The 12,514-nt window shown below is 46.3% G+C and carries 10 protein-coding genes and 1 other annotated feature; all 10 genes read right to left on the reverse strand.

Translation table 11 applies throughout. From position 1 onward, the window contains the following. Window positions 1-280: 280 nt before the first annotated feature. The gene (locus tag ERX55_RS01835; protein WP_208001493.1) at window positions 281-1,660 is read right to left on the reverse strand and encodes a YfcC family protein; all 1,380 of its coding nucleotides are present in this window, start codon (window positions 1,658-1,660) and stop codon (window positions 281-283) included. Between the two features lie 106 nt (window positions 1,661-1,766). Next, complete coding sequence (locus ERX55_RS01840; protein WP_133450873.1) at window positions 1,767-3,029, reverse strand: bifunctional folylpolyglutamate synthase/dihydrofolate synthase; 1,263 nt, start codon at window positions 3,027-3,029, stop codon at window positions 1,767-1,769. Between the two features lie 8 nt (window positions 3,030-3,037). After that, window positions 3,038-5,668, reverse strand: a complete 2,631-nt coding sequence (locus tag ERX55_RS01845; RefSeq protein ID WP_133451060.1) for a valine--tRNA ligase — start codon at window positions 5,666-5,668, stop codon at window positions 3,038-3,040. 44 nt (window positions 5,669-5,712) lie between these two features. Next, window positions 5,713-5,915 (reverse strand) — a binding site (T-box leader). A gap of 23 nt (window positions 5,916-5,938) precedes the next feature. Continuing rightward, window positions 5,939-6,970 carry an AbrB family transcriptional regulator gene (locus tag ERX55_RS01850; RefSeq protein WP_243721426.1) on the reverse strand — a complete coding sequence of 344 codons (1,032 nt, stop codon included), beginning with the start codon at window positions 6,968-6,970 and terminating at the stop codon, window positions 5,939-5,941. A 278-nt stretch (window positions 6,971-7,248) separates the two neighbouring features. After that, window positions 7,249-7,674 (reverse strand): hypothetical protein, encoded by a 426-nt coding sequence (locus tag ERX55_RS01855; protein ID WP_133450874.1) that lies wholly within the window; start codon window positions 7,672-7,674, stop codon window positions 7,249-7,251. Between the two features lie 142 nt (window positions 7,675-7,816). After that, window positions 7,817-9,091, reverse strand: a complete 1,275-nt coding sequence (hemL, locus tag ERX55_RS01860; protein ID WP_133450875.1) for a glutamate-1-semialdehyde 2,1-aminomutase — start codon at window positions 9,089-9,091, stop codon at window positions 7,817-7,819. Further along, on the reverse strand, window positions 9,091-10,071 hold the full coding sequence (gene hemB, locus ERX55_RS01865; protein WP_133450876.1) for a porphobilinogen synthase: 981 nt from the start codon (window positions 10,069-10,071) through the stop codon (window positions 9,091-9,093). Before hemB ends, hemL begins: the two co-directional genes overlap by 1 nt. Then, window positions 10,061-10,738: a uroporphyrinogen-III synthase gene (locus ERX55_RS01870; RefSeq protein WP_133450877.1), complete on the reverse strand. Its 678-nt coding sequence runs from the start codon at window positions 10,736-10,738 to the stop codon at window positions 10,061-10,063. Before ERX55_RS01870 ends, hemB begins: the two co-directional genes overlap by 11 nt. Then, window positions 10,738-11,670, reverse strand: coding sequence for a hydroxymethylbilane synthase (gene hemC, locus ERX55_RS01875; RefSeq protein WP_133450878.1), 933 nt, complete (start codon window positions 11,668-11,670; stop codon window positions 10,738-10,740). The genes ERX55_RS01870 and hemC overlap by 1 nt, the downstream gene beginning before the upstream one ends. A 10-nt stretch (window positions 11,671-11,680) precedes the next feature. Then, on the reverse strand, window positions 11,681-12,514 hold the full coding sequence (locus tag ERX55_RS01880) for a cytochrome C assembly family protein (RefSeq protein WP_133450879.1): 834 nt from the start codon (window positions 12,512-12,514) through the stop codon (window positions 11,681-11,683).

Consider the following 12,514-nt stretch of genomic DNA (forward strand, 5'->3'; position numbering starts at 1 on the left):
TGCGGGACGTTTCTCACTCTCCTGCTCCCGTTTCCCGAGCGTATCGTCCCGCAGATCCACTTTGCGGGACGTTTCTCACTCTCCTGCTCCCGTTTCCCGAGCGTATCGTCCCGCAGATCCCTTTTGCGGGACGTTTCTCACTCTCCTGCTCCCGTTTCCCAAGCGTATCGTCCCGCAGATCCCTTTTGCGGGACGTTACTCACTCTTCTGCTCCCGTTTCTCAGGTTCTCACACTCATCCCCAAAAAAAACAGAGACTTTAGTAGTCTCCGCTCACTCACTTATATATTCATATAAATAATCATTGCTCCGATACAGATGACTGCCCATATTGTGACGATTTTCCATACAAACTTAATCCATGTCGTATATGGAATACGTGCAACGGCGAGTGCACCCATCAATGAAGCTGATGTCGGAATGATATTGTTACTGATGGCATCTCCGTACTGGAATGCCAATACAGCTAATTGTCGATTAACACCCAGCAAGTCAGAGACAGGTACCATAATCGGCATTGTCGTCATGGCCTGACCTGAACCAGATGGTATAAAGAAATTCAGGAATAGCTGTGTCACAAACATAGCAATGACTGAAAATACTGCAGGCAAGTGATCAATAACAGCTGTCATATGGTGCACAATTGTATCAATGATTTTCCCTGATTCCAGCACCAGGACGATTGCCCTCGCGAATCCGACGATAATAGCACCGTACAAAATATCCTTCATGCCTTCAATCAGTGCATCAAATGTCCCGTTCAGACCGAGTCCGCCGATGAGCCCTGCAATAATGCCCATGATCAAGAAGTTAGCACTCATCTGCATGAGAAACCACTCAAATTTAAAGATGCCGTATACATTGAAGATGACCGCGACAGCGAGGCATAACAGAATCAGCGCATGTCTCAATGTGAAGGCTTCAATCCCTTTAATCTGTTCCTCAAAGCGTGCATCATTTGCTGCACGCATATCTGCAGCAATTAAGCTATGATTCTTATCTTTCTTTACTTTTTTTGCATAATTCAGCACGTAGAGAATGCCTGTTAACAGGACAATCAAGTAGACAATCGTTCTGAAAATAATCCCTGAAAATAATGGTATCTCGGCTATTTTCTGCGCAATTCCTACCGTAAACAGATTGATCATGCCGCCTAGAAAACCGATGCCACTACCAAGTATAATCATGGCAGTCCCGACCATCGCATCATAACCAAGTGCTTTGGCAAGCAGAATACCGATTGGTACAAAAACAATCGCTTCCTCACTAAGCCCTATGGAAAAACCCAGTATACTGAAGACAATCATCGTGACAGGTATCAGCATATTCCCCTTTTTGCCGACTTTCTCCATCATGGCGCCTACACCTGCATTGATGGCTCCTGTTCTATGTATAATCCCGAATGCACCACCAACCAAAAAGATATAGAATACAATCTCCCCTGCTTCTACAAGTCCAGTCGGTACTGCCCTGAATATCTCTATCGGACTTACCGGCTGCTGAGCTACATGATGATATGAATCATTAACAACCTGCTTTCTTCCGTCCACATTCTCCCTGTCATAAATACCTGCCGGAATGATATAAGTCATGACACAGGCAAAGGCTACTAGAATTAACAGCAGTGCATATGTATGCGGCATCTTCAAAGTCTTTTTCATCTTAAAAACCAACCCCTTTGTCTCTTATCCTTTCCCTTTTCCCTAATTCTGAATATTTAAATAATATAAAGAAAATACCAGGCTTCCGCCTGGTATCCCCCTAAATTTATTTTTTAAGATAAGCTTTCACTGCACTGATAAAGTAGAGACTGCCTGTTACGAGTAGAAGGTCTCCATTGTAATTCTTGATGAATTCACCGTAATCCTTGATTTTCATCTTCTGGTCATGCTCAACGGATTCATAAAGGGTATCGACCGGCAATGCTTTCGGAAAATCAAATTCAGTGACGTAGAACCGATCAGCGATTGCTTCCAGTGAATAGAGCATACTGCCGATCGGCTTACCATCGATCGCTGAAAATAAGACATCGATTCTGCGGTCGCTGTAATACGTCTTCATCGTCTCAACGAGTACGTCGATGGATTCACGGTTATGTGCACCGTCGAGGATGATGGTCGGTTCCTCCTGCACTGTTTCAATTCGTCCAGTCCAGGTGGTCTCTTCAATCGCCGACACCATTTTATTGAAATCGAGATGCAGCATGCCCTGCTCGTACATATCAATCAGCGCTGCAATGGCAAGTGATGCATTCTCCTGCTGATGATGACCGAGCATCTTCAGACGGATGTCTTCCAGTTCATAATCTTTATAACGGAAAGTGAACTCTTCACCTGCCGAGACACACTGAATATCCCGGTCCAGCTTAATGCCTTTAGCACCTGCTTCTGCTACCGCTTCATTGACATATTGCTTCGCATCGTCGTTTTTAATTGCATAGACCAGCGTGACGCCCGGTTTGATGACGCCTGCTTTTTCTCGTGCGATATCTAAATAAGTATCACCCATAATATTCGTATGATCGAGACCGATGCTGGTCAGTAAGGTCATAATCGGCTGAAACACATTCGTTGAATCGTGCTTGGCTCCGAGGCCTGCTTCTATCACGGCGAAATCGACAGGATGAACCTCACCAAAATAGACAAACATCATCATCGTCATCACTTCGAATTCCGTAGCAGGACCCAAGTCTGTCTCTTCTGCCAATGCTTCACTGACCGGTTTCACTTTTTCTACAAGTGTCACAATCTCATCATCAGTAATCGGGCTGCCATTCAGACTGATCCGTTCATTAAATGTTTCAATATACGGTGAAGTGAAGGTTCCCACTTCATAGCCATTCGCCATCAATGCGTTTTTCAGATAGCTGACAGTCGAACCTTTGCCGTTCGTGCCGACGACATGGATACCTTTAATATTTCTCTCCGGGTTACCCATGCGCTCAAGCATCCATTCCATGCGTCTGACACCTGGTTTAATGCCAAACTTTGTCCGTTCGTGTATCCAGTATAAACTCTCTAAATAGTCCATCATCATCCCTACGCTTTCAACTGTTCAAGTCTTTCTTTCACTGCATTATAGCGCTCTGTATATAGGGCCTGCTTTTCTTTCTCTTCATTGATGACTTTCTCAGGTGCCTTTGATACGAACTTCTCATTGGCAAGTTTCCCGTTGACACGGTCGAGTTCTTTCTGCCATTTTTCAAGTTCTTTAGTCAGACGTTCACGTTCTTTGTCCATGTCAATCAAACCTTCAAGCGGCAGAATGACTTCTGCTCCGTAGACGGCTGTCGTCATCGCTTTCTCAGGCACGTCCGGTGACAGTGAGATTTCCAGTGTCGACGGGTTACAGAAGCGTTCAAGGTAGTGACGGTTCGCCTCGATGTGGTTCAGATGGTCATCGTTGTTGGCTTTAATCAGCATCGGAATGGCCTTAGACATCGGTGTATTCACTTCATTACGTGATGTCCGCACCGCACGGATAATCTCCATAAGCTGCTCCATCTCGTGTTTAGAGGCAGCATCCGATAGTTCTGGACGCACAACCGGCCAGCTTGCTGTCACGATGGATTCCCCTTCATGCGGCAGGTTCTGCCAGATTGCTTCCGTGACAAACGGCATAAATGGATGCATCATGCGCATAATCTGATCCAGCGTATAAGCAAGGACTGAACGCGTCATCTGCTTAGCCTCTGCATCGTCGCCGTTCATCGGAATCTTACTCATCTCAATATACCAGTCACAGAAATCATCCCAGATAAAGTTGTAGAGACTGCGGCCGACTTCACCGAATTCATATTTATCAGCTAGACGTGTCACTTCTTCGATTGTTTCATTCAGACGTGTCAGAATCCATTTATCCGCTACTGATTTCTTACCGTCCAGATGAATATCCTCTACTGTGAAGTCGTCACCGATATTCATGAGACTGAAGCGAGAGGCATTCCAGATTTTATTGATAAAGTTCCAGTTGGCTTCTACTTTCTCTGTGGAATAACGTAAATCCTGACCTGGTGTTGAACCGGTCGCAAGGAAATAGCGCAGTGCATCGGCACCGTACTCATCGATGACATCCATCGGGTCTACACCGTTGCCGAGTGATTTACTCATCTTGCGGCCGTCTTCAGCACGTACTAAGCCGTGAATCAGCACTTCATTGAATGGACGACGGTCTGTAAATTCAAGTCCCTGGAAGATCATTCGCGCCACCCAGAAGAAGATGATGTCATAGCCTGTGACAAGCACATTGGTCGGATAGAAACGCTTGAAATCTGCGGCATCTGTATCCGGCCAGCCGAGCGTTGAGAACGGCCAGAGTGCACTTGAGAACCAGGTGTCGAGTACATCTTCGTCCTGTACCCAGTTCTCGCTGTCTTCAGGTGCTGTCTCACCGACGTATACTTCACCTGTTTCCTTATGGTACCAGGCAGGAATCTGATGCCCCCACCACAGCTGACGGGAGATACACCAGTCATGGATGCCTTCCATCCAGCGGTTAAAGGTATTCTCAAAGCGTGGCGGCACAAAATCAATGCGGTCATCTGTCTCCTGGTTGTTAAGGGCCTGTTCAGCGAGAGGGGCCATCTTAACGAACCACTGTGTGGACAGATAAGGCTCAACGACTGCACCACTCCGTTCTGAGTGACCGACCTGATGGACGTGTTTTTCAATTTTAACTAAAATGCCACTGTCTTCAAGGTCCTTAACGAGCTGCTTCCGGCAGTCAAAGCGGTCAAGACCTGCGTATTTACCTGCCTTGTCATTCATCGTACCGTCTTCGTTCATAACGTTGATACGCGGCAGATCATGACGGTTCCCGATTTCAAAGTCATTCGGGTCATGGGCAGGTGTTACTTTCATCGCACCCGTACCGAAGTCCATTTCAACGTAGTCATCACCGATGATCGGAATCTCACGTTCTAAAATAGGCAGCAGGACTGTCTTGCCGATCATCTCCTTGTAGCGTTCGTCTTCCGGATGAACGACGACCGCTGTATCCCCGAGCATCGTCTCCGGCCGTGTAGTCGCAATCTCAATGACGCCTGAACCATCTGTCAGCGGATAGTTCATATGGTAGAACGCACCTTCAACTTCTTCGTGCACGACCTCGATATCACTGAGCGCTGTACGTGCTGCAGGGTCCCAGTTGATGATACGTTCGCCGCGGTAGATCAGACCTTTGTTGTACATATCGACAAAGACTCGTTTGACGGCGTCGCTTAAGCCTTCGTCCAGTGTGAAACGCTCACGTGAATAGTCTAAGCCGAGTCCCATCTTCGCCCATTGAGAACGGATAGTCTCCGCATATTCCTCTTTCCACGCCATCGTATGTTCCAAGAATTTCGCACGGCCGATATCGTGTCGGCTGATGCCTTCTTCTCTTAACTTCGCCTCTACTTTTGCCTGTGTCGCGATCCCTGCATGGTCCATCCCGGGCAGGTAAAGTGTATTATAGCCTTGCATACGCTTCATACGTGTGATGATATCCTGTAAAGTCGTATCCCATGCATGACCGATATGCAGCTTACCTGTGACGTTCGGCGGCGGAATCACAATCGTAAAGGGTTGCTTGTCATCATTATCTTCTGCCTTGAACAGTTCTGCATCCAGCCACTTTTGGTAGCGTCCTTCTTCCACTAACTTGGGATTATATTTAGTATCCATCAAAATACCTCCAGTAATCAATTTTACTCAATAAAAAAACCGCCCTATAAGAATAGGACGGGAATAATCTCGTGGTACCACCTAAATTCAGCCGCAGCTGCACTCAAACGATTAACGCTCGTACACGCTTATACCTACTCGCGTTCAGTATAAGACCATATGCGGGCTACCTTCAGTCTTAGATGCTGCATAGTTTCACCAACCCTATGCTCTCTTTCCAGTCATCACGGACCTACTCTTCCCGAAACCTTATTGAATAATCTCATATTAGCGGATTTAAATTGTCTTGTCAAATCGCTTCAGCATAACCTGCATCAAGGGTGCAACGATCAGAAGAATAAAGAAAATACGGAAGATATGATAGCTGGATATCATGGCAATATTGCCGCCTGTCTCCATTGCAACGATAATAATCTGAGCCATACCGCCTGGTGCCAGACTTAAAAAGACATCGTTAAAGGGATGGCCCGTCATCAATACAGCAGCGATGAAGGTCACTAAGATCAGCAGGATGTTCTGGACAGCGATACCGAAAAAGAGTCTCAGCGACAGACTGCTGGATAACTCCACCAGCTGCAGGCCGATGCGGACCCCAAATAACAGCTGAGCGGCTGCAATCCAGACATAAGGGATGGAAAAACTGACCCCTGTCGCTATATTCCATCCTGAAACGATAAAGATGGGCGCCAGCAGCTGGGGAACCGGAAAATGAATACGCCGGAGCAGCAGAAAGAATAAACCCGTCAAACTGATGATGAATAAAAGACGGTCAAAGGACAGCACCTGAAAAATGGCGTCACTGTGCATCACGCCCCCTGTATTTCCGCCTCTGCCGAACGATGCAATAAACGGGACAATCATCACTACAAACAACAGACGCGAGGTCTGTGACAAGGTAACGGCAAGAAGATCCGCCCGTTTATTCTCCTCGGCCATGACGATCATCTGACTCAGCGCCCCGGGCACAGCACTGAGCAATGCTGTCTCATAGCTGCAGCGCGTCATTTTTCTGTAGATGAACGACAGCAGAATAGCTGCACCAATGATGAGGATATTCAGCAGGATGATATGGAACAAGTCCTTGCGGATATCTGTCAGGACCTGCAAGGTAAAAGTGGTCCCGATCTGCGCCCCTAAAATAAATAGACCTGAATCTGCCAGCGATTTCGGCCATATGATTGTTCTGCCACTTATTTTGCTGATGGCCGCTGCAGCGATCATCGGTCCGAACAGCCAGGGAAGAATCATATGTATCATCATCAGGCATAACCCGAACAGCACCGCCAAAAAAATGATTAATAATAACAACTCCTCTCACCTCCTATGTTTAAGACTATAGAAACGGGTATAATTCATTATAACGAAAGGGAGGGCAAAAAAGTGATCAGATACTTCGGCGGGACGACAGGATGCATGTTCTCTATCATCGCATCTATTATTCTCACTATCATTCTCAATCTTATTCTTAACTTTATCTTCTAGTAAAATTTATCTTCTAGTAAAATGACAGTTTCTCTACAGAAACTGTCATTTTTATATCCTTAAAATCAAAAAAAACCGTGAACAATGTTCACGGTTAACTGTTATTATGCAGCTAAATCAAAGTTGATGATTGAAGCTAAGTCAAAACCACCAGCGTTTGCTTCAGTTGTAGCTTCTTCTGTAGTTGTTTCTTCAGTAGTCGCTTCTTCAGTAGTTGCATTTTCAGTTGTAGTTTCTTCTGTTTTGTTTTCTTCTTTTTTGTCATCTTTATCATTGTTACAAAGATTTAATAAGAATGGAATAGCTAAAAGAAGAAGTAATAATGGAATTAACCATGGCCATGGACTTTTCTTTTTAGGTTCTTCGTGAGCAACATGGCGAGTTTCACGAGTTGTAGTTGTTTCTTTAACACGGTCTCCAGCTACACCATCACGATGAGTAGTGCTGTCCACTGTGTGTGTTACGTGACGATCACGCTCTGAATCATAGATAACATCTTTGTCATTTCTGTTATTGTTGTTATTAGCCATTTGACTTACCTCCACATAGGTTATGTTTTTTTGTAAATTTTATTTACATGAATAATATTGCCTGAATGCAGAGTTATAAACATAAATCGTCAAAAAATATTGATAATTTTATATTTCGTATAATCAGAGTAGGCTAAAACCCTTATTTGACGGCACTTAGCGCTTTATCGAATGCGTCTAACGTTTTGTCAATATCTTCAGCAGTATGCTGGGTTGACAGGAACATCCCTTCAAATTGTGACGGTGGCAAGAAGACGCCCTGTGCCGCCATTTCTTTATACATGGCCGCAAATAATTTAAGATCTGATCTAGATGCAACTTCAAAATTCGTTACTTTTTCCTCATTCAGGAAGTAGCCGATCATACTGCCCGCGCGGTTAATCGTAATAGGCACACCGTGCTTGGCAAATATTTCTGTGAGTCCTGCTTCCAGCTGATCGCCTAATTGATTGAAATGCGCATAACTGTCTGGCGTTAACTGACTCAGCGTATAATAGCCCCCTGTCATCGCGAGCGGATTACCACTTAATGTCCCGGCCTGATAAATATCACCTGCCGGCGCGATGTGCTCCATGATGTCTTTCCGTCCGCCAAATGCGCCTACCGGCAGACCTCCGCCGATCACTTTCCCCAAGCAAGTTAAATCCGGCGTCACATTGAAGTAACCTTGGGCACAGTTGTAGCCTACCCGGAAGCCTGTCATCACCTCATCAAAGATCAGCAGTGAACCATATTCATTTGTGATGTCCCGCAGTCCTTGGAGAAAACCTTCTCCCGGCGGCACCACGCCCATATTACCTGCCACAGGCTCTACTATCACACAGGCAATATCATCGCCGAATTTCTCGAATGCAGTCTTAACCGCTTCTAAGTCATTGTAATGCACGGTAATGGTATTTTCAGCGGTCCCTTTAGGCACGCCCGGTGAGTCAGGCAGACCTAGAGTCGCCACACCTGAACCTGCTTTAATGAGTAAACTGTCGCTATGACCATGATAGCAACCGATAAATTTCAGGATCTTGTTACGCCCTGTATAGCCACGCGCTAGACGGAGTGCCGCAAGCGTCGCTTCAGTACCGCTTGAGACCATCCGTACCATCTCGATTGACGGCACACGTTCAATCACGAGCTCAGCCATCTTCGTTTCAAGTTCTGTCGGCGCGCCGAAACTCGTTCCTTTCTGGATGGCTTTTGCCAGTTCTGCTGTCACCTTATCATCCGCATGCCCTAAAATCAGGGGACCCCAGCTGAGTACATAGTCAATATATTCATTGCCGTCTATATCATAGATTTTAGAACCTTTACCGTGGTCCATGAATATCGGATCCATATCCACACTCTTAAATGCACGCACCGGGCTGTTGACGCCACCCGGCATCACTTTCACTGCTTCTTTGAATGCTTGCTCTGATCTCATTAGTATACTCCTTTATCTAAGTAATGACAGATATCTTTTGCGAAATAGGTGATGATCATATCTGCGCCCGCGCGCTTCATTGAAATCATCTGTTCCATGACGATACGTTCCTCATCAATCCAGCCGTTAAGTGCAGCTGCTTTAGTCATCGCGTATTCCCCGCTGACATTATAGGCCACGACCGGTATATTTGAATGGTTGCGGACGTCACGGATGATGTCAAGATAGCTCAGGGCCGGTTTGACAATCATCATGTCACAGCCTTCCGCAAGATCACTTTCCAGTTCACGCATCGCTTCTAAGCGGTTGGCCGGATCCATCTGGTAACCTTTACGGTCGCCCTGACCAGGCGTACTCTCTGCTGCATCACGGAACGGGCCATAGAAAGCAGAGGCATATTTGATGCCGTAACTCATGATCGGTATATGATAGAAGCCTGCTTCATCGAGCCCCGCCCGAATCGCCTGCACAAAACCATCCATCATATTGCTCGGTGCAATGATATCTGCTCCTGCTTTCGCCTGTGATACTGCTGTCTTGACAAGCAGCGGCAACGTTTCATCATTGAGGACATGGCCATGGTCGTCCAGCACACCGCAGTGACCATGATCGGTATACTCACAGAGACACGTATCAGCGAGTACAAGCATATCCGGATAAAGTTCCTTCGATAATCGTGTGGCTTTCTGGATGATACCATCATCGATAAAGGCACCCGTTCCGCAGGCATCCTTTTCATTCGGGATACCGAAGAACATCACTGCTCTGATGCCCGCATCGTACGTCGTCTTCAGCTCTTCATGCAGCATATTCAAGCTCAGTTGATAGACACCAGGCATGGATGGGACTTCATTTCTGATATTATCCTGTTCAATCACAAAGATCGGATAGATGAGATCTTTCTTGGATAAAGTAGTCTCTCTCACCATATCACGCATCACTGCTGAACTTCTTAAACGTCTATGTCGGTCAAAATTCATTCTGTTCCCTCATTTCCAGTATTTTGATAATCATCTGTTCTTTAGTCGCTTCTTCAGGCATCACACATTCTTGTCCGTAGTCGGACAGCCTGTTACGTGTCACAGGACCGATTGCGACCACTGTAATCTCAACAGGCGCGTATAAACTGTAATACGCATCTACAGCTGACGGACTCATAAAAGTCAGAACGTCTACTTTCTGCGCTTCAATCATAGCATGAATCTGTTCTGCAGCCGAACGAGAAGGCGCCGGCCTGTACAGATCAATACGGTCCACTTGACCACGAGTGCCGAGAAACCGGCTCAGTGCCGGCCTGGCCTGCGTACTGGCGGGGAGACAGATTCGCTTGTTATCAAAGCGACGCCCCGCTTCAGCGATGAATGACTCCTGATTATACTCGCTTGGAAGGTAGTCTACCGTATAGCCCTGCTCTTCAAGGGCTGCCTGCGTCTTAACACCTATCGCCGCGATGTGATCTGCTGTGATGTCATAAAGCTGACTGAACAGCTCCACCGCGTTCTGACTCGTAAAAATAAGCCAGTCATAGTGCTGATGATAGTCACTGCGTACGGGGAGCACTTCTATACCGATAAGCGGTATATGAACGAGCTCAACTTCGTCTGTCTGTGTTTGTCCACTATCAGTCATCACTACAACTGGCTTCATTATGATCGACTTCCTTCTATATTTAATGCCTCAATAATCGCATAAGCACCGTTTTCTTTCATTTCAGCCGCCGCCTCTTCACCCATTGACGCCGTATCGTTACTGCGGATATCGCTCGCAAAACGCTGTCTGCCGTCCGGTGACATGATGAGTCCGCGGAAGTGTATTTCATCGTTCTCAACAACTGCGTGTCCCGCAATCGGTACTTGACAGCTGCCGTCCATCAGGCGCAGAAAATCGCGTTCAACTTGTGTGCAGCGTGCCACATCGTCATTATGCACGGCTTTCAATATGTTGAGGACAACTTCATCGTCTGCACGGCATTCGATTCCCAGCGCACCCTGCCCGATCGCCGGCAGCATGACTTCAGGCTCAAGATATTCCGTCACCGTGTCTGCATTCCAGCCCATGCGTTTCAGACCGGCTGCCGCAAGAATGATCGCGTCGTAGGCATCGTTCTTCAGCTTGTTCAGACGCGTATCGATATTACCCCGTATCCACTCAATTTTCAGATGCGGATACTGATTCAGAATCTGAGCGCCGCGGCGGAGTGAACTCGTACCGACCACACTGCCTGCCGGTAAGTCTTTGAGTTTCGTATGATTTTTAGAGATAAAGGCATCTCGAGGATCTTCACGGTCTGGAATACAGCCGAGTATCAATCCTTCCGGCAGGACACTAGGGACATCTTTCAGTGAGTGAATCGCAATATCGATCTCCTTGTTGAGCAGAGCCTGTTCAATCTCTTTGACGAACAGTCCTTTCCCTCCCACTTTAGAGAGCTGTACATCGACGATTTTATCTCCTTGTGTGACGATTTCCTTGAACTCAATTTCCAGCTCAGGAAACTTCGCCTGCAGAGAATCTGTGAACTGCTTGCTTTGCGTTAAAGCCAGTTGACTTCTTCTCGTTCCCACTACGATTTTCACCATAATAATCCTCCTAATTAATCAGCTGATGAAACTCTGAATATCTGCTGATGATCAGATAATTGACCATACAGATCAGAAAGAACATGATATTGATTTCCATCAGTCTGTTCAACTTCATTTTTTTGTATGTGAAGAAATAAATATAAATCCCGTATATCAAGAGCACAATCGCTGAACCGACTACTTTACTGTCCAGCCAGATGGATGGCCCGATCAGTATCAGTCCCCACTGGACACCGAGCACCAGTGAGATAAGCAGCAGGATAAAGCCGATGATGCTGAAATGATTGACGGAGCGGCTGATAGAGGCAAGATCATTCATCCTGAAGAACTTCTGGGTGAATCTCTTATTTTTCAGATTGCGCATCTGATAGAGATAAAGCCCGGCCTGTATCGCAGCGATTAGAAAAGTCACGTACGCCGCTATTGCCAGCGTCACGTGTACCATCAGCAGCTCGTTCATCATATGCGAGACTGTGGTATGAGACTGATATTCCACCGGCTGAAACGTATGGATCGACATAAAGATGAAGCCGATCAAGTTCATCATAAACCCTAAGAATTCAGTCCGGGTCGTCTCTGACATAACGATCGAGGCGATGATGATCAGCCACGTAAAGAAATAGAAGCCTTCTGTAATCGTCTGCACCGGAAAACGGCCAGTTGTCAGATAGAACTGACCGATCATCAAGGTCTGCATCACCAGCACAACGATCAGGAGCACAAAACCTATTTTCTTGATACGGTTATTCTTGTCGATAAAATCTATCAAATAACAGGCAATACTCATCATGTAAATGAAGAGTATTGCCTCATTAATTCTGACTGTCAGTAACTCAGACAT

This window comes from Macrococcus bovicus, assembly GCF_004359575.1.
GTDB classification, from domain to species: Bacteria; Bacillota; Bacilli; order Staphylococcales; family Staphylococcaceae; genus Macrococcus; species Macrococcus bovicus.

Coding starts and splice junctions, on each gene's coding strand:
- ERX55_RS01840 (WP_133450873.1), bottom strand. CDS start 3,029: ATGGACTATTTAGAGAGTTTATACTGGATACACGAACGGACAAAGTTT.
- hemC (WP_133450878.1), bottom strand. CDS start 11,670: ATGGTGAAAATCGTAGTGGGAACGAGAAGAAGTCAACTGGCTTTAACG.
- ERX55_RS01870 (WP_133450877.1), bottom strand. CDS start 10,738: ATGAAGCCAGTTGTAGTGATGACTGATAGTGGACAAACACAGACAGAC.
- ERX55_RS01855 (WP_133450874.1), bottom strand. CDS start 7,674: ATGGCTAATAACAACAATAACAGAAATGACAAAGATGTTATCTATGAT.
- ERX55_RS01880 (WP_133450879.1), bottom strand. CDS start 12,514: ATGTCTGAGTTACTGACAGTCAGAATTAATGAGGCAATACTCTTCATT.
- hemB (WP_133450876.1), bottom strand. CDS start 10,071: ATGAATTTTGACCGACATAGACGTTTAAGAAGTTCAGCAGTGATGCGT.
- hemL (WP_133450875.1), bottom strand. CDS start 9,091: ATGAGATCAGAGCAAGCATTCAAAGAAGCAGTGAAAGTGATGCCGGGT.
- ERX55_RS01835 (WP_208001493.1), bottom strand. CDS start 1,660: ATGAAAAAGACTTTGAAGATGCCGCATACATATGCACTGCTGTTAATT.